The 24,071-nt window shown below is 57.7% G+C and carries 21 protein-coding genes; 3 read left to right on the top strand and 18 right to left on the bottom strand.

What is annotated here, in order from left to right; all coding sequences use genetic code 11:
- Positions 1 to 6 precede the first annotated feature (6 nt).
- Entirely contained in the window at positions 7 to 717 is a 711-nt protein-coding gene (locus R6V78_RS12630; protein ID WP_410289720.1) for a YkgJ family cysteine cluster protein, read from the top strand.
- A gap of 37 nt (positions 718 to 754) precedes the next feature.
- A complete protein-coding gene (locus R6V78_RS12625; protein ID WP_410289719.1) occupies positions 755 to 1,153 on the top strand; it encodes a DUF2914 domain-containing protein in 399 nt (132 codons plus the stop codon).
- 84 nt (positions 1,154 to 1,237) lie between these two features.
- Here R6V78_RS12625 and R6V78_RS12620 read toward each other — a convergent pair whose 3' ends face one another.
- From R6V78_RS12620 to R6V78_RS12555, 14 genes are all read right to left on the bottom strand, one after another.
- Positions 1,238 to 2,077 carry a nitrilase-related carbon-nitrogen hydrolase gene (locus R6V78_RS12620; protein WP_410289718.1) on the bottom strand — a complete coding sequence of 280 codons (840 nt, stop codon included), beginning with the start codon at positions 2,075 to 2,077 and terminating at the stop codon, positions 1,238 to 1,240.
- Positions 2,074 to 2,466 (bottom strand): secondary thiamine-phosphate synthase enzyme YjbQ, encoded by a 393-nt coding sequence (locus tag R6V78_RS12615; protein ID WP_410289717.1) that lies wholly within the window; start codon positions 2,464 to 2,466, stop codon positions 2,074 to 2,076. The genes R6V78_RS12620 and R6V78_RS12615 overlap by 4 nt, the downstream gene beginning before the upstream one ends.
- Positions 2,467 to 2,625: 159 nt before the next feature.
- Positions 2,626 to 2,943, bottom strand: a complete 318-nt coding sequence (locus R6V78_RS12610) for a TusE/DsrC/DsvC family sulfur relay protein (protein WP_410289716.1) — start codon at positions 2,941 to 2,943, stop codon at positions 2,626 to 2,628.
- A gap of 169 nt (positions 2,944 to 3,112) precedes the next feature.
- Positions 3,113 to 3,958: an FAD/NAD(P)-binding protein gene (locus R6V78_RS12605; protein WP_410289715.1), complete on the bottom strand. Its 846-nt coding sequence runs from the start codon at positions 3,956 to 3,958 to the stop codon at positions 3,113 to 3,115.
- A gap of 15 nt (positions 3,959 to 3,973) precedes the next feature.
- Positions 3,974 to 5,035 carry a 4Fe-4S dicluster domain-containing protein gene (locus tag R6V78_RS12600; RefSeq protein WP_410289714.1) on the bottom strand — a complete coding sequence of 354 codons (1,062 nt, stop codon included), beginning with the start codon at positions 5,033 to 5,035 and terminating at the stop codon, positions 3,974 to 3,976.
- 71 nt (positions 5,036 to 5,106) lie between these two features.
- Positions 5,107 to 6,054, bottom strand: coding sequence for a 4Fe-4S dicluster domain-containing protein (locus tag R6V78_RS12595; RefSeq protein WP_410289713.1), 948 nt, complete (start codon positions 6,052 to 6,054; stop codon positions 5,107 to 5,109).
- Between the two features lies 1 nt (position 6,055).
- The gene (locus R6V78_RS12590; RefSeq protein ID WP_410289712.1) at positions 6,056 to 6,487 is read right to left on the bottom strand and encodes a hydrogenase iron-sulfur subunit; all 432 of its coding nucleotides are present in this window, start codon (positions 6,485 to 6,487) and stop codon (positions 6,056 to 6,058) included.
- Between the two features lie 79 nt (positions 6,488 to 6,566).
- Complete coding sequence (locus R6V78_RS12585; protein ID WP_410289711.1) at positions 6,567 to 9,827, bottom strand: 2Fe-2S iron-sulfur cluster-binding protein; 3,261 nt, start codon at positions 9,825 to 9,827, stop codon at positions 6,567 to 6,569.
- A gap of 17 nt (positions 9,828 to 9,844) precedes the next feature.
- Positions 9,845 to 11,749 (bottom strand): NADH-ubiquinone oxidoreductase-F iron-sulfur binding region domain-containing protein, encoded by a 1,905-nt coding sequence (locus R6V78_RS12580; RefSeq protein WP_410289710.1) that lies wholly within the window; start codon positions 11,747 to 11,749, stop codon positions 9,845 to 9,847.
- Between the two features lie 21 nt (positions 11,750 to 11,770).
- A complete protein-coding gene (gene nuoE, locus R6V78_RS12575; protein ID WP_410289709.1) occupies positions 11,771 to 12,271 on the bottom strand; it encodes an NADH-quinone oxidoreductase subunit NuoE in 501 nt (166 codons plus the stop codon).
- Positions 12,272 to 12,327: 56 nt separating this feature from the next.
- The gene (locus R6V78_RS12570; RefSeq protein ID WP_410289708.1) at positions 12,328 to 12,708 is read right to left on the bottom strand and encodes an FAD-dependent oxidoreductase; all 381 of its coding nucleotides are present in this window, start codon (positions 12,706 to 12,708) and stop codon (positions 12,328 to 12,330) included.
- Positions 12,709 to 13,014: 306 nt separating this feature from the next.
- Positions 13,015 to 14,673: a response regulator gene (locus R6V78_RS12565; protein ID WP_410289707.1), complete on the bottom strand. Its 1,659-nt coding sequence runs from the start codon at positions 14,671 to 14,673 to the stop codon at positions 13,015 to 13,017.
- Positions 14,674 to 14,953: 280 nt separating this feature from the next.
- The gene (locus tag R6V78_RS12560; RefSeq protein WP_410289706.1) at positions 14,954 to 16,369 is read right to left on the bottom strand and encodes a sigma-54-dependent transcriptional regulator; all 1,416 of its coding nucleotides are present in this window, start codon (positions 16,367 to 16,369) and stop codon (positions 14,954 to 14,956) included.
- The gene (locus tag R6V78_RS12555; protein WP_410289705.1) at positions 16,359 to 17,798 is read right to left on the bottom strand and encodes a two-component system sensor histidine kinase NtrB; all 1,440 of its coding nucleotides are present in this window, start codon (positions 17,796 to 17,798) and stop codon (positions 16,359 to 16,361) included. The genes R6V78_RS12560 and R6V78_RS12555 overlap by 11 nt, the downstream gene beginning before the upstream one ends.
- Before the next feature lie 153 nt (positions 17,799 to 17,951).
- Here R6V78_RS12555 and miaA point away from each other — a divergent pair, with 153 nt between their 5' ends.
- Positions 17,952 to 18,887: a tRNA (adenosine(37)-N6)-dimethylallyltransferase MiaA gene (gene miaA, locus R6V78_RS12550; protein ID WP_410289704.1), complete on the top strand. Its 936-nt coding sequence runs from the start codon at positions 17,952 to 17,954 to the stop codon at positions 18,885 to 18,887.
- 132 nt (positions 18,888 to 19,019) lie between these two features.
- Here miaA and R6V78_RS12545 read toward each other — a convergent pair whose 3' ends face one another.
- Genes R6V78_RS12545 through R6V78_RS12530 form a run of 4 tightly spaced genes read right to left on the bottom strand, consistent with a single transcriptional unit; the run spans position 19,020 to position 23,982 of the window.
- The gene (locus tag R6V78_RS12545) at positions 19,020 to 20,162 is read right to left on the bottom strand and encodes a sensor histidine kinase (protein WP_410289703.1); all 1,143 of its coding nucleotides are present in this window, start codon (positions 20,160 to 20,162) and stop codon (positions 19,020 to 19,022) included.
- On the bottom strand, positions 20,155 to 22,452 hold the full coding sequence (locus R6V78_RS12540) for a PAS domain S-box protein (RefSeq protein WP_410289702.1): 2,298 nt from the start codon (positions 22,450 to 22,452) through the stop codon (positions 20,155 to 20,157). The genes R6V78_RS12545 and R6V78_RS12540 overlap by 8 nt, the downstream gene beginning before the upstream one ends.
- A gap of 55 nt (positions 22,453 to 22,507) precedes the next feature.
- Positions 22,508 to 23,383 carry a CoB--CoM heterodisulfide reductase iron-sulfur subunit B family protein gene (locus R6V78_RS12535; RefSeq protein ID WP_410289701.1) on the bottom strand — a complete coding sequence of 292 codons (876 nt, stop codon included), beginning with the start codon at positions 23,381 to 23,383 and terminating at the stop codon, positions 22,508 to 22,510.
- Positions 23,380 to 23,982, bottom strand: coding sequence for a 4Fe-4S dicluster domain-containing protein (locus tag R6V78_RS12530; RefSeq protein WP_410289700.1), 603 nt, complete (start codon positions 23,980 to 23,982; stop codon positions 23,380 to 23,382). Before R6V78_RS12530 ends, R6V78_RS12535 begins: the two co-directional genes overlap by 4 nt.
- Positions 23,983 to 24,071: the final 89 nt, after the last annotated feature.

Genomic DNA, 24,071 nt, shown 5'->3' with positions numbered 1-24,071 from the left:
GGTTGCGTGGCCGAGGATATCAAGCCTGAGAGAGCCGGCGATTCCTGCAAACGTTGCGGCACCTGCTGCCAAAAGGGGGGACCGTCCCTGCACCGTGAGGATCTGCCCCTGGTGGAAAGCGGCCAGATCCCCGGCCGGTGCCTGGTTACTATCCGGCAGGGAGAGCTGGCATGGGACAATGTCCGGGACATCCTGGCGGCACTGCCCCGGGAGATCGTCAAAATCAAGGGCCGGTCCGGTGGCTGGACCTGTCGGTTTTACGAAAAGGCAGGCCGCGGGTGCAGCATCTACGAATACCGGCCGCTCGAATGCCGGGCATTGAACTGCCGTGACACCCGGTGGATCGAAAGGGTCTACGCAACCGACCGGCTGACGCGGCAGGACCTGCTGTCGAGCATCCAGGGGTTGTGGGACCTGGTCGAAGACCATGAACAGCGGTGCAGCTATGCAAGCCTGGATGCATGGGTGCGAGAGGGCAGCCATGGGCGGCGGCCAAAACAGGAAGCCGCCATACTCGAGACGCTCAGGTTCGATTCCCATGTCCGCCGGCTGGCAGTGGAAAAGGGCCGGTTGGATGCCGGGATGCTGGATTTTATCTTCGGCCGCCCGCTGACCGACACCATCAAGATGTTTGACCTCAAGCTGGTTAAAGAAAAGGGGAACTATGCGTTGGTGCTGGAGCCCACCGCAAAGGAAAACAGACGGATCGAATCGTGAACGTTAACCGGCCACCCTTTTTGAACAGGAGAAACTGATGAGCACCCGGCGCTTTTTCACCTTTTGCATCTTTCTTTCAATGACGCTGTTTTTTGTCACCATGGCCATGGCCCAGGAGGTAACCGTTGCCCAGGTGGTGGTTTGCCGGGATGTCGTGGACCGCATGCCCGTGGGATCCAGCGATGTGATGCCTGCGGGGACTGAACGGGTCTTTTGCTATACCCGGATCAACGGCGCCCAGGGAGAGACGACGATCACCCACAACTGGTATTACAAGGGAGCCCTGAAGGCGTCGGTGGTGCTGCCGGTGCGCACCAGTGACTGGCGAACCTGGAGTTCAAAGAACCTGCTGCCGGAATGGACCGGGGAGTGGATGGTGGAGGTGCTTTCCAAAGACGGTGCCCCACTGGAGAGCATTGTCTTCTTTGTTAAGTAGGCGTTGTCAGGCAACTCCCCAGGCTCAAATCAGTTTCGGCATGTCGATGACCATGCCGGCCGTCTGACGGGCAGGCCGGTCCTGTTATGGGTCCAGGTCGTTGAATATGGGCTTTTGGCGGTAGAGTTCGGGTCGACGGTGGGGAAAGAAATAGCGCATCCGGTGACAGCGGACATGACGGATCTGATCGACCGTCAGGTCCGCCACCAGCATCCCCGGGTTTCCCGACAGGCGGGTTTTGATAATCGTTCCGGAAGGGGAGAAGACCACGGCGTTTCCCGGGAAAACCAGACCGTCTCCATTGTCTCCGGTCTGGTTGCACGCCACGATGAAAAGACCGTTGTCGAAGGCCCGGGCGGGCAGGTGGCGCATCCACGACTGGTGTTTGTCCGCCGCCTGGCCACGAGGGGAGGCGTGGGGGATGAAGATCATGTCGGCCGAGGCCTCTGCCATGCACGTGGAGAGTTCGGGGAAATGCGCATCGTAGCACAACTGGATGCCGAATCGGACCCCTGAGAGGCGGAACATCGGCAGCGTTTCGCCGGGGCTGAAAAGATCCGCTTCCGGCGGGGCCAGATGCAGTTTGCGGTAGACGCCGGTCCGGCCTGCCGGGGTGATCACCATATGGCTCGCACAAAGCCTTCCGTCCGCTCTCTTTTCCGCAAAACCGACCAACAGCGCTATGTTATGTTCTGCGGCCAGACGGACCAGGGCTTCAATTTCAGGCCCTGGGGCAGTAATTGCGTGTTCTGCGATCGTCTCCCGGTGGCTGTATCCGGTGAGGTTCATCTCGGGAAAGCAGACAAGGGCGGCCCTTTTCTTTGTGGCTTGAATCGTCCAATAGCGTGTGCGCTCCAGGTTGTGTGCCACTTGCCCCACGGGGCATCGGCAGACCACCACTGCCACACGGATATCGTTGATCATGCGCGAATCAGCCTGACGTCCAATTTGCGGTTCCGGGGCCCGTCAAATTCGCAGAAGAAGATTCCCTGCCAGGTACCCAGGACCAGCCGGCTCTTTTCCACATACAGGGTCTGCGACGAACCAATCATGGCGGTTTTAAGGTGGGCGGGGGAGTTGCCTTCCAAATGGCGGTAAGCCTCTTTCCAGGGCACGATCTTATTGAGCACCATAAGGATGTCCTGGCAGACGGCCGGGTCGGCACATTCGTTGATGGTGACTCCCGCTGTGGTATGCGGGACGAAGACCACGCAAAGGCCCTGTGTCATACCACTGTCGGTCACATGTTGCTGAACCCGGGCAGTTACATCGATCATTTCCGTCTGTGCGTGGGTTTTAACGGAAAGGCGCATGGGGCCCTCGGTGGCCGTTTGGTTTAGCGGTGATGGCGGCGTTTTTTAAATTCGACAAGGGCCAGACGCTTTCGCGCTTCGGCCCGCCGATCCCCCCCCAAAAAAAAAGGCTCCGCTTTTACTGGCGGAGCCTTTTTTAAATAACAGGACTCGGTGTGATTAGACACATCCGGTGGGTTTCGGAAGACCCGCCATCTTGCATGCTCCCTTTCCAGGCCCGGAGGGGAACAGCTCGTAGATGTGTTTCAGTTTAAAACCGGTGACTTTGGAAAGCACGCGGACCATGGGGGCGATGCCGTTTTTTTCATAGTATTCACGAAGCACGTCGACGACCTTCTTGTGTTCGTCGTTCAGTTCGTCAATACCCTCTTCTTTTTTAACGTACTGCACCCATTCTTCTGACCAGTTGGTGTAGTCATCAATGAAACCGTCTTCATCTACCGTGAAGGTTTTTCCACCAAATTCGACTGTCGGCATGTTACTCAATCCTCCTTTACAAATTTGTTAGTATTTCCGGCACACTGCCGTTTATGTTCTTGTTTGGAATCTTCGTTTGATAGCGGATTAAGCCATCCATGTCAATACGAAATCCAAAAATAACCGGGGTCAAAAACAACTTTAAACCGCATGGTCCACCGTCACCGGGCTAATACTCCCTCGGTGTCCGGTTGATCTGATCCAGGGTGAACACTGGGCCGTCCTTGCATACTAGTTCCTTGCCGATGCCGCAGCGGCCGCACATGCCGAACCCGCATTTCATGCGGTTTTCCAGGCTCATGATGATGTGGTCGTGGGCGTAGCCCAGTTTCTCCAGTACCGGCTGGGTAAACTTGATCATGATCGGCGGCCCACACACGATTGCATAGGTGTCGTCGCCTCCCTGGGGTGCTTTTTGCTCCGTGATGGGAGGAACGAAGCCCACGTTGTACTTCCAGCCGGGGTCGCTGGTGGCATCCACGGTGATGTGCATATTGATGTCATCGCGTTTTTCCCATTCCACCAGTTCATCTTTATAGAGCAGCATGCCCGGAGAGCGGGCGCCGTAAACCACGTCGATATTACCGAACTTGGGCCGGTTGGCCGGATCCAGCATATAGACGATGGACGAGCGCAGGGTGGTAAAAGCAAACCCGCCGCCGACGATGAGGACGTTTTTCCCTTTCAGGCGTTCCCATGGATACCAGTTGCCCAATGGTCCCCGCAGGCCCATAATATCGCCCACCTTCATGTTGTGAAGATGGGTGGTGACCACGCCGGCACGGTTGACAGTAAATTTGACATACCCTTTTTCAACGGGGGACGAGGCGATGCCGATGGGGATTTCTCCTTTGCCGGGAATGGACAGTTCGGCAAACTGGCCGGCCTGGTAAGCGAACTTGTCTTCATCGCCATCCGTGAGGAAAACGAATTTAAATGTTTTCAGACTTTTGTCTTCGGCCTCGACAGTGATGTCGTCAATGCGGACCGGGTAGGGCAAATATGGATTCTGCACGTGTTCCTCCCTCCATCAACCCTGCACGGCGCATGCGTCTGCGGGTTTGAAGCTGTTCATCAGTTCGCATACCCGGCGGATGTCGATATTGACCGGACACTGGCGAACGCATCGGCCGCAGCCCACGCACATGATGCCCGCTTCGTACTTGTCCACGAAGTATTTCAGTTTGTGCATGAAGCGTTGGCGGACACGCTGGGTCTTGGTATCCCGGGGATTGTGCCCGGTGGTGTGGACGGTGAAGATGGGGAACATGCAGCTGTCCCAGTTTTTCATGCGCACACCGGACTTGCCGTGAACCTCGTCCTGAATGTCGAAGCACCAGCAGGTTGGGCAGGAGAACGTGCAGACGCCACAGTTCAGGCAGGAAAATGCGACGTCATCCCAGAAAGGTGCCCCATGCAGGTCGAGAATGTCGCTGTCAGCCAGATTGTCGGTTTTGACCGCGGAAACGATCCGGCTTTCGGCTGCCTGTCTGCCGGCCTCAAACGCCGCCGTATCATCGGAGGAGGTCTGCCAGCCGGCGGCTGCGGCAAAGGCGCTGCCCTTGTCCGTGAGGATCCTGGCCAGGTAGGCGTCCCCTTGGTCCATGACCAGGATGTCCAGCCCCTCTTCGTGGTATGGACCGCAGCCGGCGGTGGTGCAGAAGCAGGTGGACAGGGGCCGGTCACAGGCCATTCCAACGAAGGTCGTGGCTTCGTAGGCTGTGAGCCAGTAAGGATCCTTGATATCCGGGGTGTCGAAATTCAGTTTGACCAGCAGGGTTGACTTGGCGTCGCAGGGCCGGATACCGATGACGGCGCGGGGCGAGTCGTCCCTGGCCGCCTCTTTCATGACATGGTGGTCGTCCCGGGCCTCGTCCAATGAGTATTCGAGCATCGTTTCAGACTGGGGAAACAGCAGCGCCTTGGGAGAAAGCCGGGTGTTGACCATGTCCAGATCCGGCATCTCGCCCTTTTCCAGCGTCCTGAACTGATGGTAATCCTTTTCCTTGACCGGCCCGATCAGCTGGTAGGCGTCGGCAGCGGCCGTCAGTCCCTCGGCCCATTTTTTTTTATCGATTCTAACAAGCGTCATGGCTTTACCCTTTACAGCCTTAAAGGAAATTGCAGACGGGGAAACGGCGCCCCCGTGACCCGGGCCCTCAGCTATTTGATGAAGTCCTCGGGATCGTTGGTTTTGTAAACATCCAGCGGCGGGCGCTGATCCAGGGAAAGCCCCGATTCCCACCCGAACTGATCCAGGCAGTCTTTCTCGAGCTTGCGCGTGAGCAGGCGCATGTTGATGCCCACCGGACAGGCCCGTTCACAGGCGCCGCAGTCGGTACAGCGGCCGGCGCAGTGGTAGGCCCGCAGAAAATGGAATGTACGCACATCGACGGGGTCCTGGCCCTTGCCCACCCACTGGGGTTTGGCCTCATCCACGAAACAGGTGGGGCAGTAGCACAGCGGGCAGGCGTTGCGGCACGCGTAGCAGCGGATGCAAGGTGACAGCAGGTCCTCGAAAAACTGCCACTTTTCCTCGGTGCCCATTGCCTCGATCTTGCGGATGTCGGCATACCGGTCGATGTCGGTCTGCTCCTTGACCGGGTCGGCCACCATCTCGTCGTGGATCACCGGGTTGCGGTGGATGCACAGCGCGCAATTCTGCTGCAGCACATCCTTCTTGTCCAACAGCGTTTCCGCATCGGCGGTCTTGACCTTGATGGTGTTTTCGGTCTCGGAGACTTCCAGAATCTCACCCGCCACCATGCCGGTGATCCTGCGTTTGTCGATCATTCCTGTGCAGGGGATGCCGACGATGTAAACCTGCTCACGCTTGATCTTGTTTTCGATGATGTGGGTGACGATGTTGCGCGAGTCGCACCCTTTGGCGATCACGGCCACTTTTTCTTTGCGGTTGGTCAGGTAATTGGCCAGGTTGATGCCGCAGTTGCTGTCCCACACCAAGGTGTCGACCGCATCCGGCGTCTTGGCAAAGCAGGGTTCGTTCATCATGGGCATGGATCCCTTGCGGAACCCGATAACCATCTCCACGGTGCAGTCCTTGAGCAGTCGACCGGCAATTGCTCTTATCTTTTCAGTGTATCCTACCATGTTATGCTACCTTGGCCGTATCTTTGATGAAGTGGTTGTTGGGCCCGATGGCTTTGACTTTATCCGTTACTTCCTTGACCACCTTGACGAACTTGGTGGATTCCGCCGAAGATATCCAGGAAAAGTGCAGGCGGTCCGGCTCGATGCCCATAAGCTCCATCAGGTTTTTAAACAGAGTGAATTTCCGACGTGCGTAGTAATTACCTTCCAGGTAATGGCATTCGCCGGGATGTCACCCGCTTACCCATACCCCGTCGGCTCCCTCCCGCAGCGCCGCCAGGGCAAACTTCGGGCTCATGCGGCCGGTGCAGGGAATGCGGATTACCCGGATATTTGGCGGATATTCCATCCGGCTGACGCCGGCCAGATCCGCTGCACCGTAACTGCACCAGTTGCAGAGAAAACTGACAATTTTCGGTTCCCAGTCAGACATGCGCTTGTCTCCTTTGATTGATCACTTGTTCGGCTTCAAATTCAATGGCACTCGCCCGGTTGTTTATCCGAGCGTTTGTTCACACCGCTTGGCTCATGGCAAAGATCTGTGCGAAGATCTGGTCGTTGTCAAACCCTTTCAGACGAATGGCTCCGGAGCGGCAGGAGGCTACACACAAGCCGCAGCCTTTGCACAGCACCGGATTGATCTGGGCCTTGCCGGCATGCATGCGTGCATCTGCGGCGATGAATGATGGTGCTGAATAGGGGCAGATAGACACGCACACGCCGCAGCTGCTGCAGATGGCAGGTTCGGTTTCGGCCACCGTGCCGCTGGTGTTGATGGTCTGTTTGGCCAGCAGGGTGATGGCTCGCGATGCGCTGGCCCGGCCCTGGGCGATGGCTTCGTCGATGGGTTTGGGATAATGGGCCAGGCCGCATAGGAACACGCCATCGGTGGCAAATTCACTGGGACCCAGCTTGGCGTGTTTTTCCACAAAAAAGTGGTCCTCGTTGAGCGGAACTTTGAAGAACTGGGCCAGGGCTTCGTCCTTGTTGGGCAGGATGGCCGATGCCAGGGTAACCAGGTCGGCGGAAATTTCCATGGGACGCTGCAGCACATGGTCGGTTGCGGTGATGCGGATGCTGCCGTCTTTGATTGTCAGCTGCGGCTTGTTGTCCAGGCTGTGGCGGATAAAAATCACTCCGGCCTCGCGGGCCTTTTTGTAAATGTATTCCCTTTCGCCGTAGGTGCGGATATCCCGGTAGAGGATATACACATTCATGGCGGGGTTGATTTTTTTCAGTTCCAGGGCGTTGTCAATGGAATGGGTGCAGCAGACCCGGCTGCAGTAGGGGCGGTCCGGCTGTCGGGAGCCCACGCACTGGATGAAGACGGCGGAATTGATTTTTTTCAGCCCCGGGTCGTCGGCCATGAATTTCTCATCCAGTTCCAGGCTGGTAAGAATTCTGGGGTCCTGCCCATAGCTGTACTCATCGGGCGTCAGCGCGCTTCCCCCGGTGGCCACCACGGCCACGCCATGCTCCAGCACGTGTTTGGACTGGCCGGTGGTCAGGGTGGATTTGAAGCTGCCCACGAATCCTTCCACCTCGGTGAGCCGGGTGTTCAGATGGATGTTGACCCTGTCGTCGCCTTCGAGGGCCCGCACCATCTCGTTCAGTTTATCCGCGACCCGGTCGCCTCCGGCCGTCTTGAAGATGCGGCGGGCATTACCGCCCAGCTTTTCACCGGTTTCAATGAGGTGGGTGAGGTATCCCTGGCTGGCCAGGCTTCTGGCCGCGGTCATGCCGGCGATGCCGCCGCCGATAACCAGGGCGGTCTGATTGACGTTGAGTTGGGCCTCCTTCAGCGGCTGCATCAATGCCACCTTGGAAATGGCCATGCGCACCAGGTCCTTGGCTTTCTGGGTGGCCAGGTCGGGATTGTTTTTATGCACCCAGGAGTCGTGGTTGCGGATGTTGCACATCTCGAACAGGTATTTGTTCAAGCCTGCATTGATCAGCGTCTCCTGGAACAGCGGTTCGTGGGTCTTGGGCGTGCAGGCCGCCACCACCACCCGGTTGAGATTTTTCTGCCGGATGATCTGGGTCATGGTCTCCTGCGTGTCCTGGGCACAGGAGTAGAGGTTGTCTGAGACATACTCCACATAGGGCAGCGTGGCGGCGTAATCCCGGACGTCGGGCACGTTGACCACGCCGGCGATGTTGATGCCGCAGCGGCAGACGAACACGCCGATGCGGGGACGTTCGCCGATAACGTTGGTTTCGGGGACGATTTCAGGCTTTTTTGTCAGGGTGTTGCGGGCCTCGGCAAGAATCTCCCCGGCGGCCGAGGCGGCGGCGCTGGCATCCACCACCGACTGGGGGATGTCTTTGGGGCCCTGGAAGGCGCCGCAGACATAGATACCTTTTTTGGATGTTTCCACGGGCGTGAACGTGCCGGTCTTGCAGAAGTTGCCGGGGGTGAGTTCGATGCCCAGGCGGTTGGCCATGGCCACCACCTGTGGATCGGTCTGCAGGCCGACGGACAGAACGATCTGATCGAAGGTTTCGGTGACCGTTTCACCCGCTTCGGTAATATAGCGGATGCTCAGATCATCGGAGCCGGGCACCGGATCGATGGTGTGCACGCGGCTGCGGAGGAAGCGTACGCCCTTGGCTTTGGCGTTGTCGTAAAAGCGCTCGAAATCCTTGCCGTGGGTTCGCATATCCATGAAGAAGATGGCACAGTCCAGATCGTAGGGAGCATGCTCCTTGGCGATGACCGCCTCCTTGATGGCATACATGCAGCACACCGAGGAGCAGTAGGCGTTGTCGCAGCGGTTCATGTCCCGGGAACCCACACATTGGAACCAGGCGATCTTTTTAGGCTCCTTGTGGTCGGAGAGCCGCACCAGGTGGCCGCCCGTGGGCCCGGAGGCGGAGAGGATACGTTCCATCTCCATGGCGGTGATCACGTTGGGGTGGTTGGCATAGTTGTAGGCATCGAATTTGGACGGATCGAAGGGCTCGAAACCCGGGGCCAGGATGATGGAGCCCACGTTCAGCTCAACGATTTCATCCTCCATGGTGTGGTCGATGGCATCCACGCCGCAGAATGCGGTGCAGACCTGGCAGCCGCCAGTTTTAAAGTGCACGCACACGTCCCGGTCGATGACCGGGGTGTTGGGCACCGCCTGGGGGTAGGGGACATACACCGGTTTCCGGCCTTTGAGGCCCATGTCATATTCCGAGGGGATCAGTTTGGAGCCCCGCCGTGAAATGACCTCCCGGATTTTCTCCAGGGTGATATGGCCGGTCGGGCAGACCGAGGCGCATGCGCCGCAGGCCATGCAGACGTCGGTTTGCAGGTGAAAAGGCGTGTCGACTTTCATTTCGACGCCGCGGCCGGTGAGGCTGATGGCGCTGTTGCCCATCTTTTCACACATCCGGGTGCACAGGCCGCAGAGGATGCAGGTGTCGTCCTCCAGTTTGAAGCGCGGCGTCTCGATGTCGTAGGTCTTGGCCAGTTGCTTTAGCAGGGGGACCTCGGGGCAGCGTGCAAAAAGCATTTCAACGATCAGCTTGCGTCCGGCGTGCACCGCCTCGCTGTCCGTCTTGACTTCCATGCCTTCCCAGATGGGGTAGTTGCAGGCGGTGACAAATCGGGTTCTGCGGCCGTCAAAAAGCTCCACCGTGCAGATGCGGCACATGCCGGCCGGTTCAAGCGCCTTGTGGTGGCACAGGGTGGGGATCTCCACGCCGACCTTTTCGGCAACCTGGAGAATATACTGCCCCTCTTCTCCCTGGACTGTCTTACCGTTCAACTTAAAGGTGATCATCGGTTTTTTCCTTCGTCTTATCGGATGGCAATGGCATCAAATTTACAGGCATCGTAGCAGATACCGCATTTGATGCATTTATCCTGGTCCAACTGGTGGGGTTCTTTTTTCTTGCCGGTGATGGCGTCCTGAGGACACTTTTTGGCGCACAGGCCGCAGCCGGTGCAGGCATCGGCGTCGATGTCGTAGTGGAACAGGGCCTTACAGACGCCGGCCGGGCATTTTTTGTCCTTGATGTGGGCTTCATACTCATCCCTGAAATAGAGGATCGTAGTCAGCACCGGGTTTGGGGCTGCGGTTCCCAGACCACACAGGGAAAAACGCTGCACCATGGACCCCAGCTCTTCGAGAAGTTCAATGTCGCCCTGTTTGCCTTTTCCGGCGCAGATGTCCGTGAGAATGTTGAGCATCTGCTTGATGCCTTCCCGGCAGGGGTTGCACTGACCGCAGGACTCTTCCTTGAGAAAATCGAGAAAATAGCGCGCCACGTCCACCATGCAGGTATCCTGGTCCATGACGATCATGCCGCCCGAGCCCATGATGGAGCCCACTTCGGCCAGGCGCTGGAAATCCACAGGCAGGTCCAGGAAACGTTCGGGAATGCAGCCGCCGGATGGTCCGCCGGTCTGGACAGCCTTGAACTTCTTTTTTTTGGGCACGCCGCCGCCAAGCTCGAAAACGATCTCCCGCAAGGAGACGCCCATGGGGACTTCCACCAGACCGGTGTTATTGATCTTGCCGCAAAGGCTGAACACCTTGGTGCCCTTGCTGTGCTCGGTACCCATTCCGGCATACCAGGCGCCCCCTTTGATGATAATGGGCGGGACGTTGGCGTAGGTTTCGACGTTGTTCAGGTTGGTGGGGCCATCTCTGAACCCCCTTTCAACGGTGTGGACGTACTTGGCCCGGGGGCGTCCGACCTTGCCTTCCAGGGAGGCCATCAGGGCGGTTGACTCGCCGCACACAAAGGCACCTGCGCCGGTGGAAATCTTGATTTTAAAGCAAAAATCCGTACCTGCGATGCCGTCGCCCAGCAGACCGAACTGTTCCGCCTGCTTGATGGCGGTGACCAGACGCTTAACCGCCAGGGGGTATTCGTTTCTGACGTAGATATAGCCGTTGCTTGACCCGATGGCCACACCGGCGATGAGCATCCCCTCGATGACGCTGTGGGGGTCGCCTTCTAGGATGCTGCGGTCCATGTAGGCCCCGGGATCGCCTTCATCTGCGTTGCAGATGATGCTGCGATCCCCGTCGTGTTTGGCGCAGGTGGCCCATTTGATACCGGTCGGGAAACCACCGCCCCCACGCCCGCGCAGGCCCGAGGCTTTGACTTCGTCGATGATCTGCTTGGGCCGCATATTTTTTAGCGCCTTGAGCAGGGCGCTGTAACCGCCTCGGGCGATATACGCTTCGATGGCATCGGGATCGATGTATCCGCAGTTTCTCAGGGCGATTTTCACCTGTTTGCTGTAAAAGGGGATCGCTTCAAGGAAGGGGATCCCCTCGTGGGGTGACACCTTGGCGACCGGATTGTCGGCGCCGTCTTCCAACACGCTCAGCGGCTTTCTCATCTGCCCCAGAATCCATTTTTTCTTTTCGAACAGGCCCTGACGATAATCCTCGATGGCGTCGACGATCTTGTCTGCGGTGATATTCCTGTAAATTACCCGCGGCTTGCCGTCGGCAAGGATTTCCACCAACGGCTCCTGCTCGCAGAATCCGATGCAGCCGGTCTGGCAGATGGCAATTCCCTTGTCATCGGCAAAGGCGGCCGCAGCCTTGTCGAAGGATGCCTGGGCGCCGGCGGCGATACCGCAGGAGGCCATGCCGATATTCACCTTAATCGTGTCCGGATGGTAGATGGACTTTCCGGCTGTCTGGCTTATGGTTTTCAAGTCTTCCGAAGACTGTATTTTCATGGTGTTGCCCTCGTTCTTCGATTATTCGTATTGACCCAGGACTTTTTCGACTTCATCGGTTGAAATCCGGCCGTGCATATCCTCGTTGACCTTCATGACCGGCCCCAGACTGCAGCATCCGATACAGCGCACGGATTCCAGGGTGAAACGCCCGTCTTCGGTGGTCTGGCCGTCGGCAACGTGCAATGATTCGTGCAGCCGTTCACGGATTCGTTCGGCCCCGCGAACGTGGCAGGCGGTACCCAAACAAATGGAGATAATATTTCTGCCGCGCGGTTCCAGGCTGAAGGTGCTGTAAAACGTCGCCACTTCGTAGATTTTGCTGTGGGGGACGCCTATTTTTGCCGAAAGGTAGGTCAACGCGGGTTTAGGGACGTAGTTGTAGCGTCGCTGGATGGCCTGAAGGATCATGATCAGGTTTTCTTTATCTTTCCCAAACTCCTTGTCGATCAAGGTATCCAACTCTACAAAGTCGACTTCCTCCACCGCCTGTTCTGTGCCTATCGCATGTGCCTCACTCATTTGCCGATCTCCCAATAGAAATCACGCTTCACAAAAATGAAGGAAAAATGCTGATGTTATGCGCTTTGCTGAACCACCGGACAGTTTTCAACACAGGCACCGCAACCGGTGCACAGATCCATTTTGATGCTGCGGGCGCGTTTTCTGACTTTAACCTTGAAATTGCCGGGGTCCCCCTCGACGCTTTCAAGGTCCGCATAGGTGATCAGTTCAATGTTCAGATGCCGGCCGACCTCGACCAGTACAGGGGAGATAATTCACATCGCGCAGTCATTGGTGGGAAACGTCTTGTCCAGTTGGGACATGACCCCGCCAATGGAAGGCGATTTTTCAAGGAGGTAAACATAGTACCCTGAGTTTGCTAAATCCAACGCGCTCTGCATGCCGGCAATGCCGCCGCCGACAACCAGTACGGAACCCACTACATCCTGTGCCATCGTGTCGCTCTCCTGTTGATGTTTTTCCGCTCCACTGAAGATCTCTCAATTAAATAAATCGCTCAGTAATTTTTTGCTGGGAGCGGTATTGAGCCAGAAAATTTACCTATATGCAGTCAGGTAGGCTTGTCAATGAAATTCGGTGGGTTTTATGGGCTGGCGGGCTGTTTATTATGCGTATATGACCAAAAAATTAACCCGTTGGGCGCTTTCGGGAGGACGTGGAATCGGATATGCTTGTCGCGGGAAAGGGTTCAGCGTTGACGTCCGGCCTGCGGAAGGTGCTGCAGGCCGGACGGGGGATGTTCATGCGGCGATCCGAATGGCCCGTTCGGTGGCGCTGCGGATCTCTTCGGGGGTGAAGGGTTTGGGAAGGTAGTCAACGGCACCCATGCGGGCAGCCGCCACCGCCGTTTCGATGCTGGCGTATCCGGTAATGATGATCACCTTGGCATTCGGATTTTTTTCCCCGATGGCCTCAAGCAGTTCGAGGCCCTTGACACCGGGGATTCGCAGATCCAGGAGCACCAGCCCATACTTTTTGGAGTCGATGTGAGCCATGGCTTCATCGCGTGTGACGGCCTGGTCCACCTGGTAGCCTTTCTTGGCCAGGATCTTGCGGATGTTGTTGTTGACCGCCACCTCGTCGTCCACCACCAGGATTCCGGGATGGGCAGTCGCCTGCGCGGCAGGTTGGGGAGCAGCAGCCTTTGATTCGGCGGCCATTATTTTTTGCATATTGGCCTTCAGGGTTGCGTAGGGCATCTGCACCGTACCGTCGTAGACGAGATGGTCCACATAATCTTGGCCGGCAGCTTGGGCGACTTCATCATAGTTGAACGGCATGTCCGGGGCAATGAGGGTCGCGGTATCCGCAGCGCTTTGCTTGGCGGCGGCGCGCTTTTGCTTGGCCAGTTGCGGACAGGCGGCCGTCTTGGTGCCGGCCTTGCAGGTGGCACCCAGCTTTTTGAAAATATCGCAGACCATGTTACCTACCTGGCAAAAACCTTCCACCGGTTCAGAGGCGGTGATCTCCACTACCGGGACGTCGGTTCTGGTTGCATGATCCGCATAGGCTCTGCCGGTAACCTGGGCGACTTCATCGGCATCGAAGGGTACATCCACGTCAATCCGGTTCCGTTCGGCCAGTCGGGCCACGCTGGCTTTCAGATCATCATAGTAGGGAATGGAAACGCCGTCGCTGCGCAGGTTGTGAATATACTCGGGGCCGGATACGGCCGCCACCTCATCGTAGTCGAAGGGCTGGTCGATGCCGATCAGCCGTTTGGTATCCACGGTTTTCACGGCGGCGGCTCTCTTTTTTTTGGCCAGCTGGGGGCAGGCGGCGGTCTTGGAGCCTGCTTTGCAGGTGGTGCCGAGCTTTTTAAAGATATCGCAGACCATGTTGCCCACTTCGCAAAATCCTTCCAGCGTCGCGGGCATCTTCACCTCTACGACGGGCATGTCGGACGGGCCCAGGCTGTCAGCATAACCTTTTCCGGTAACCTTGGACACCTCTTCGGCGTCGAAGGGGATGTCGACATCGATAATGTTGATGGAATCGCGCTCCTGTTCGGAGATCCGGGCTTCCACCAGGCGGCCGGACAGGGCGTTTTCAACCGTCGCGCGCAATTCGTCGGGGGTGAATGGCTTGGGGATGTAGTCCAGCGCACCCATGCGGATGGCCTTGACGGCGGTGTCCGTCGATGCATAGGCGGTCATCATAACGGCGCGGGTCACCGGCCACTCCTTTTTAACCATTTTCAACAGCTCCAGGCCGTTCATCCCCGGCATGACGATGTCGGAAATCATCAGGGAGAAGGACTCCTTGGCCATGATGGCCAGGGCTTCCTTGGCGCTTGAGGCGCGGGTGACTGCATAATTGCTTTTCTTTAGAATCTTTTCTACGTTCTTACAGATCCCCACTTCGTCATCGACCACCATGATTTTCGGAATTGCGTTCATATATTTCCCTTTCTTTTTTCTGACGTCAATCATCGCTTCATCAGGCTTTAACGGCAGTTGAAGCAGGAAGGGTGCCAGGGTTTAAATTTTTATCTATCATACTGTAAACAAAGAGTAAGTCAAAAATTTCGGGACCCGGTTCCCTCTGGGTGTATGAGAAATGAATACACCCTGGCAGGCGCGTTTCGGCAGTTTGCATCCGCCCTGAGTCAATCGTGGCGGGCTGAGCCAGGGAGGCGGACAGCATGTATGAAAAATATATGCAGTGTATGGGAATCGTTCAACGACGCTGGGGAAGGCTGATGGCGTGCTTTTTCATCAGGTTCTGGAAGTTGGGGCGCTGCATGCCCACGGCTTTGGCTGCCCGGGTGACATTCCAGTCGTTGCTTGCCAGGGCGTGGGTAATAAAATTGCATTCAACCCGGGCGACGGCCTTTTGCCGGATGAGTGCCTTGACGGCCTTCAGGGCGTCATTGGTGGTCGGGGTGTGGTCGAACAGATTCTCGATATCGCTGATCGCACTCAGCAGGGGCAGGTCCTTGAGCCCGATGGTCTCCTTGTCGCACAAAATGATCGCCCGCTCCACCACATTGCGCAGCTGGCGAACGTTGCCGGGCCATCCGTATTCCACCAGGCGGGTCACGGCATCATCGGCAAAGCCGGTGACGGGTTTGTCCATTTTGCGGCGGAACTGGTCCAGGAAGTGGTAGGCGATGGGCAGGATATCTTCCCGGCGCTCCTTCAGGGGAGGCAGCAGAATAGGGTAAACATAGATGCGGTAGTAAAAATCCTGTCGAAAGGTGCCGGCGCGAACCATCTCTTCCAGGTGCTGGTTGGTGGCAAAGATCAGCCGGACATCAACCGGGTGGCGGGCGGTGCTGCCCAGGGGCATGAGCTCGCGGGTTTCCAGAAAGCGCAGCAGCTTTGCCTGCACATCCAGGCCGATGTTGCTGATTTCATCCAGAAAGACGGTGCCGGTGTCGGCCTGCCGGAAAATGCCCGCCTTGTCCTGGTGGGCGCCGGTATAGGCCCCCTTGACATGCCCGAAGAGTTCGGATTCCAGCAGGCTGCCGGAGAGCGTGCCGCAGTCGACGGCGAAAAAAACCTTGTCGGCCCGGCTGCTGTTGGCATGGACGGCCCGGGCCACCAGCTCCTTGCCGGTGCCGCTTTCACCATAGATCAGCACGGTGGCATCGGTGGGGGCCACTTTTTCCACCATGGTGATGACTTTTTTGATTTTGGGGCTGCTGCCCACCAGTTGGTGGGAGACCCGGCGTGGTGCGGCGGTGTCGTTCTTCAGCTGCCGGTTCTTCAGCCGACTCTCCCGATGGGCCAGGGCCTGGCCCACCACGGCCCTGAGTTCATGGGGGGTAAAGGGTTTGGGCAGGTAGTCGAAGGCCCCCATCTTCATCACCTCCACGGCCGAAGAGACCGTCGAGTACCCGGTGATGACGATCACCAAGGTGTCCGGACAGGCCTCCTTGACGCGGGCCAGCACCTGCATGCCCCCCAGGGCGCTCATCTTCAGATCGGTGACCACCACGTCGTACTGCCGGTCCGCCAGCATTTTCAATGCCTCGTAGCCGTTCAAGGCAAATTCGGTGTGATAGCCCGATTTGGACAGGATCTTGACACAGCTGTGGCAGATGTTGGGTTCGTCGTCGACGATCAACACGCTGGCGGCATCAGGGAGCATGGTCGACCATCTCCTCCACGGGAAGGGTGATCGTGAAGGTGGTGCCCTGCCTGAGGATGCTGCTGGCCTCTATGGTGCCGCCATGCTGCTCGATAATACCGTGGGTAATCGCCAGTCCCAGTCCGGTGCCGTTCTCCTTGGTGGTGAAAAACGGATCGAAAATCCGGGCGATGCGTTCATCGGGGATGCCCTCACCAGTATCGGAAATGACGATTTGGATGTATCCCTGGCGGTCGGATAACCGTGTGGATACGTGAATGTCGCCGCCGGCCGGGGTTGCCTCAATGGCATTGATGATCAGGTTGATCATGGCCTGTTCGATCTGCCCCTTGTCAACGCGTGTCCGGGGCAGGCTCTCGGACAGGGCATGGGTAACGCTTACATCCTTGAAGGCGGCCTGCTTCTGGGTAAGTGAAATGCAGGCGGCAATGATGTCGTTGAGGTTGTGTTTTTTTTTGTCGGGCTGGGTCTGACGGGCGAAATTCAACAGGTTGGTGACGATCTTGCGGCAGCGCAGCGCCTCGTTGGCGATTATGGACAGATCTGCGTAGGTGGGATCGTCGGGTTCAAGATCCTCCTGGATCAGCATGGCCGTGGTCAGGATCGTGGTCAGCGGGTTGTTGATTTCGTGGGCCACACCTGCGGACAGACGCCCCACCGAGGCCAGCTTCTCCTGCTGCATCATCATCTTCTGGACATTGATGTCCCTGGTGATGTCCCGTGAGATCTCCACGGCACCGACGACATCCCCTTGTTCGATCAGCGGATAGGTCGAGATGGAGTAATAGATTTTACGGCCATCCCTGTCCAGATGGATGTGGGTGGTCTGGGAGGGTTTCTCCGTTTCCAGGGTCTGAATCAACGGGCAGGGGTGGTCTTTGCCCGAGCACGGGTTTTCAAGATGGTGCGTGATCGTGTAGCAGAACTGGCCGATGACCTGGTCGCGGGTCAGGCCGAACTTTTCAAGGAAGGCGTCATTGGTGTCGATGATGCGGAAACGGTGGTCGATGACCAGTACTTCTTCCTGGATGAGGTCGTTCAACGCCACGTGGTAAAGCGCACGTGCTTCCTGCAGCTCCTGTTTGGTTTTCTTCTGCATGGTTGAGACGCGGGCGACTTCCCAGAAAAGTTCGGCGGTGAGCGTGGAGATGGCCCGGACGTCCTTTCTCTTTTTGGCCAAAATATCATTGTAGATATCCATGGACCCGGTCAGCTCAACGATCAGATCGACGTCATCCCGGTCGAAGAAATCATCGTAGCTGCTGGTAATAAAAAGGCCTTTTTCCATAGCGGCGATCAGTCCCGGCGCAGTGGGATCGATGTCCGCAACGGCGATGATTCTGGGATGGATATTCTGGAACGTGTGGCGCTGGATGACGTCCATGAGATCTTTGCAGCGTTTACCACCGCCTACCACGGCAATATTCATCGATGGATCTCCCCAATGGTGGATGGAAAAAATGTGCGCTTTGATTCCCGCAATTCTTTTTTATCCTTGGGTTTGGGTGTTTTGTCAACAGCGCAGCCCGGCAATCGTCCTGACTTGACGGAGCAAAAGAATAGAGATAGGGATGACTAAACCATGAATGCTACCCCTGCGGCCGAAACGCTTAAGATCATCCTGGTGGTCGGCCCCACCGGCGCGGGCAAGACCGGCCTGGCCATCAACCTGGCCCAGCGGTTCAACGGTGAAATTGTCGGGGCCGATTCCATGCAGATCTATCGCTGCATGGACATCGGCACGGCCAAGCCGACCGCTGCACAGCGGGCCGCGGCTCCCCACCACATGATCGATATCGTCGACCCGGACCAGGAATTCGATGCCGCCGCCTATGCGACCATGGCCGGCGCCATTATCCGGCAGACGATTGCACGCGGGCGCAGCGTATTTGTCGTGGGCGGCACCGGGTTTTACATCAAGGCATTGGTTCATGGTCTTTTCGAGGAGGGTCCGTCGGACCCGGCGGTTCGGCTTCGCTTGAAACAGCAGGCGGCATCGGAGGGGACGACGGGCATGATCCGGCGCCTGCACAAGATCGATGCCGCGTCCGCCGAAAGAATTCATCCCAATGACACCTACCGCATCATCCGGGCCCTGGAGGTGTTTGAGGTCACCGGGGAGCCCTTGACGGTTTTTCACCAGCGCCATCGGTTTCGGGAGCAGCGTTTCAACACCCTGGAATTTGGTCTTGCCTGGCCGCGACCGGTTCTCTACGAACGCATCAACCGGCGGGTGGACAGGATGATGGCTCTGGGGTTTGAAAACGAAGTGCGCCAACTGCTGGCCAGTGGCTACGGCACGGATCTCAAATCCATGCAAAGCCTGGGATACCGACACCTGGCCGAAGCCATCGGCGGCGCCCTGCCCCTGGCAGAAGCGGTGGCCACCCTGAAACGGGACCATCGCCGCTACGCCAAACGCCAGTTGACCTGGTTCGGTGCCCGGAAATCGGTCCATTGGATAACCCCGGACCAAACGGAATTGGCCGGTGACCGGATCCGGGCGTTTCTTGCATGATTGTCCGCCGGGTACCACCGGGATTGCACGGTTTGCCGCGGTGGGGCGCAAACGGCTTAAGCGGTCACTAAACCGTCTGACGACGGCTATGCGGGCGTTTACTCCCCGGCCGGATCACGCTAACCCCGCCTTTTAGGAATCCGTCGGTGGTTTTTTTGGAATTTTGACTCGAAATACGGTTCCATCGCCCGGGTTGCTGGCCACCGTGATGGTGCCGCCGTGCTGGCCGATGATTCGATTGGCGATGAACAACCCCAGGCCAGTTCCCTTTTTCCCCTTGGTCGAATAAAAAAGATCGAAAATCTGACTGCGGGTGTCGCTGTCCATACCGATACCGTTATCGGCAATGGTAATAATAATTTCGTCGCCTTGATCGGCCATACTGAAATCGATCTGGTTGGTCGGAGTGCGGTGGTCCTTTGTACAGGCATCGACGGCGTTTTCGAGGATGTTGACCAGGGCTGCGTGCAGGTAATCGGCATCCACATGCATGCGGCCTGCGCTTCGATCAAAATGACATGCCAGACGGATGCCGAATCCGTCAAGCATGGGCTGGATCACCCGGGCCAGTCCCTCGACAAACGCAGGGGCCTTAACCGGCGCTCGCTGCAGTTCGCGCTCTTTGGCATAGTAAAGGATGTCGAGCACCATCTTGCGGATACGTGCGGCGGTTTCCTTGGCGGCCGCGCATCCTTCTTCCACCCGATTCAGGTCCTTTTTGTTCAATCCCGATGACACCAGGTAGAGCCCGCCGTCCAGGCTGGTGAGCAGCCCCTTCATGCCATGGGAGATGGAGCCGATCATCAGGCCCAATGAGGCCAGGTGATTCTGGAGCTCGGTCTTTTCCCGCACCAGCTGCTCCAGGCTGCGGGTGTAGTCCTGCAGCTGACGGCGCATGGCGATCTTTTCACGGGCGCGTCGCAGAGCGATTTCCAGGGCGTCCACATTGATGGGTTTGGTGATGAAATCGGTGGCTTCGTATTTCAGACTGCGGATGGCCAGATCCATATCCCCGTGGCCGGTGATCATAATCACTTCGGTGTCCGGATTCTCGTGTTTGATTTTCCGCAGCAGCCCGATGCCGTCGCCCTCCGGCATCTTGATGTCGGTGACCACGACCGGCGGACTCTCGCTGACAAACAGCTCGAAAGCCTGCCGGGCATTTTCGGCTTCCACGGTACGATAGCCCATATCCTGCAGGGAGATTGCCAGAACCTCACGGATATCCGGTTCATCGTCGACGATCAGGATGGTCTTGCCATCGGTTTCATCCATGGGCGTGCTCCGTTTCATCGGCCATTGGAAATCGCAGGATGAAGCAGGTGCCGTTGGGCGTGTTGGGCTCAGCCCCAATGGTGCCCCCGCAATCCTTGACGATGCTGTAACTGATGGAAAGACCCAACCCGGTTCCTTTGCCCACCTCCTTGGTGGTGAAAAAAGGTTCGAAAATCTTCTCCACGATGTTGTCCGGGATGCCCGTACCCGTGTCGCAGACCCGGCAGGCGACCTGCCCGTTATCGATGCCGGTCCACAGGCGGATGGCTTTTTCCCTTTCCGTTTCTGCGGCCGGCCGGTCTCCGCACCGGGCTTCGATGGCGTCCCGGGCATTGAGCAGCAGGTTGATGAACACCTGCTCCAGCCGTCCGGGATCGGCGTTGATGCGCGGGAGGGCTTCACAGACCTCCCATACCACGCGGATGCCACGCACCTTGAGCTGCTGGCTGAAAATTTCAAACGCGCTTTTTAATACGTCGTTGAGCTGAACCGTGACCTTCTCCGGGTCGGATTTTCTGGCAAACTGGCGCATGTGGTTGATGATCCGCGTGGCCCGGTCCACGTTGCCGTCCACCTTGACCAGCATGGTGGCAAGGATATCCGCGGCGATGGTCTCCGATGCCGCCAGTTTTTTCATGAAAAAACTGCTTACGGTTTTGATGACTGAAAGGGGTTGGTTGAGTTCGTGGGCCACGCCGGTGGCCATCTCGCCCAACGTGGCCATCTTGCTGGCCTGGATAAGCTGCTGTTCGGTCTCCAGACGTTTGGTAATGTCGCTGGTGGTTACCAGCAGCACCCGTTGACCGGAGAATTCCGACGGCGAGATGCGGATGTTGACGAACAGCCCCTTGCCGTCACGATTCAGGTGGCGGACCTGGTTGATGACCGAGCAGGTAACCACCTTGAAGGCATAGTGGTCCCTTTCATCCGGATGAAACAGCGTCATGAAGGATCGGCCGATGATCTCCTCCACCGAGAACCCGTATACGGCGGTGACGCTCTGGTTGCAATCCACAATCTTCAGGGTCCCCACCTCCAGCACGAATACCGGATTGGGGATGTTGCTGAAAATGGCGTGGTATTTTTCCTCCGACTTTTGCAGGTCGACTTCAAGCTGCCGGCGCTGGGAGATGTCCAGGGAAATCTCCATGGCAGCGACGATGTCGCCGTTGGCGTCCTTGATGGGTGAGGTGCGCACCAGCCAGTGCTTGGGCGATCCATCCTTGTCCACACCGCTTTCTTCGGTGTGGTGGGACAGACCATCGGCAAAGGTCTTGTCCACCGGGCAGGAGATGCATTTTTGGTTTCTTCCCTTGTAGGCGTGGTAACAGAAATCACCCGGTTCGGGCGCGAAGCGCTGGTAGAATTCACGGTTGAAGCGCAGCAGCCGGTAGTTGCGGTCCTGGACGGTGATGAGACAGGGAACCCGCTCAAACAGATTTTGATACTCGTCACGCTGTTTGTTCAACTCCCGCTGGCTGGAGGCGATCTCATCGGACATCTGGTTAACGGCTATGGCCAACTGGCCCAGTTCGTCGGTCCGGGGCAGGCGAATCTTGCTGGTGTAGTCGCCCCGGGCGATGAGGTGGGTCCAGCCGATCAGGTGTTTGATGGGCTGGTTGACAAAACGCAGCACGAACACGAAAATCATGGCCGACGTGATCAGGAAAACAAAGCCGGCCAGCCCGATGATTCCCCGCTCTTCCTTGAGCACTTCGCGATCGTTGGCTTCCAGAGAGACCACCACATCCAGGGCGCCCAATATTTTTTTTCCTTCGGGATGCACATGACAATCGCCGGTGCTGCAGCTGGGCTCATTGCTGATGGGGCTGATGATGCCCAGCAGGCGATAGCCCGAATCGGAAAGAAAAATGCGGGTGCGCTGTTCCAGCGAAGCCGTCGACATGGGCGGATCGGTGCGGTGGCAGATGTGGCAGGCCTCGGCCTTGATGTTGGTCCTCCGTTCCACCTCAGCGGGATTGTTGGAGTATTTGATCTCCCCTTCCTTGTTGTAGATGCGGATGATCTTGATCTCCGGCTGGCGGCTGATGTTGTTGATGATCTGGTTGATTTCGTCCCGGGAGTTGAGCATCATGGCGTAGTGGGTACCCAACCGGATGGTGTTGGTGAGCCGGTCGGTGCTGGCCAGCATGCTCCGCATCATTTTTTCTTTCTGGTAGCGGATGTTGAAAAAGGCCCAGGTTGCAATGGTGATCAGCAGCACGATGCCCACCGAGAGAATGAGCTTGGCAGCCAGACTATTGCGCAGATTTTGAATCAGTAGGAACACCTGTCCGACACCTTTGAATTGCATCAATTTTAGACGCCACAGCTGGATTCCGGAATCACCGTGATTGCCCTATCTTCTCTCGAAACCCATCCAGCACGGCCAAATTCAAATTCAGGCCGAGTTCAGCATGCGCCATTCCCAATGCCAGACCCAGCAGTTGCGGCAGATAAAGCACGGTGATGGACAGATCCTCCCCGGCGGTATGAGAGGCCTTGGCCTGCCAGGCATCCAGATTCATCTGACACATGGGGCAGACGGTAACGATCAGGTCCGCACCTTTGGCCGCCTTCAGAATGGCGGCGACCCGTTTCAGGCCGGCATCCGGCTGGGTGCTTACCAGTGAAGCCCCGCAGCAGCGGGCACCCATTTCCCATCTGTGGATGTCGGCTCCGGTTGCCGCGATCAGCGGTTCCATTGAAACCGGGCGCTCTGGATCGTCGAATTCCACAAAGGGGCGCAGACACTGGCATCCATAGTAGGGCGCCACGGTCAAGCCGCAGAGGGATCGGGAGACCCGCTCCAACAGGCGGGCCGGACCCAGATCGACGGTCAGTACGTCCAACAGATGGCGAACCCGGACATGGCCATCGACCGTCAGATCAACGGCGGCCAGGACTTCTTTGATGTCGGTTCGAATCGCCGGGTCGTTTCTCAGCCTGGTGCGGGCCTTTTTCAGATTCAGATAGCAGGCGCTGCAGGGCACCAGGATCTGTCCTTCCGGTTCGATCCGTTCGGCCAGGGCCAGGTTGCGGGCGCTCAGGGAAAGGGCCAGCAGATGGCTGATGGGGGCGGCCGCACTGGCGCCACAGCAGGTCCAGCCGTCGATCGGGGTCAGTTCGGCGCCGACGGCAGCCATGATCGTCCGGGTGGCCAGGTCGTACTCGCGGGCCGAGGTGGTGAGACTGCAGCCCGGATAATAAAGGTAGTTCATGGATGGCTCTCCTTCCCATGGGGCACCCGGGCTGCCTGTTCCATGGCCGTCACCTTGTCGAACAGGGCGGCAAGGGGCGTGTCGACGGCCTTGCCGCCGGCCGGCCGCAGCTTGCCCTTGCCCAATAGTTTCAACCCCAGGTGCGCAAACCGCATGGGGGCCAGCGGATTTCTCAACGCCGTAAAATAGCGGGTCATGAATGCCATTTCATGAATGCGTCCGTGGCGGCGAACCGTCTGCATGAATTGTTCATAAAACAGACGCGGGTTGCGGTGGATTGCTTCCCGGCGGGCAAAGGCGATGCCTTTGAGCATTTCCATGGCGGATGTCAAGGGCAGTCCGCGTGGACAGCGCAGGGTGCAGGTGTAGCAGTCCGAGCAGAGAATAAACGTTTTGCTGGCCATCACGTCAAACAGGCGGCCCACAATTACCAGGCGCCACATTTTTCGTGGCGTCAGGTCCATTTCAAGGGAATTGGGACACGATCCTGTACAGGTGCCGCACTGGATGCAGGCGCTGACCATGGTCCGGATATCGTCGAAAGCGGCGCGCTCGGCTGCATCGACGGGTAATGGGTCGACCATTTTCGATTCTTTCATGTTGCCTCATGACTGCACGAAGGTCATTCGCTTTGCAGGGGCGCGGCGTGCCGCGCCCCTGCCATGATCTGGGAATCGGAATCCCCTTG

The sequence above is a fragment of the Desulfosarcina sp. genome (assembly GCF_046496365.1).
Classification (GTDB): Bacteria; Desulfobacterota; Desulfobacteria; order Desulfobacterales; family Desulfosarcinaceae; genus Desulfosarcina.
This window is presented reverse-complemented; position numbering and strand designations above follow the sequence as displayed.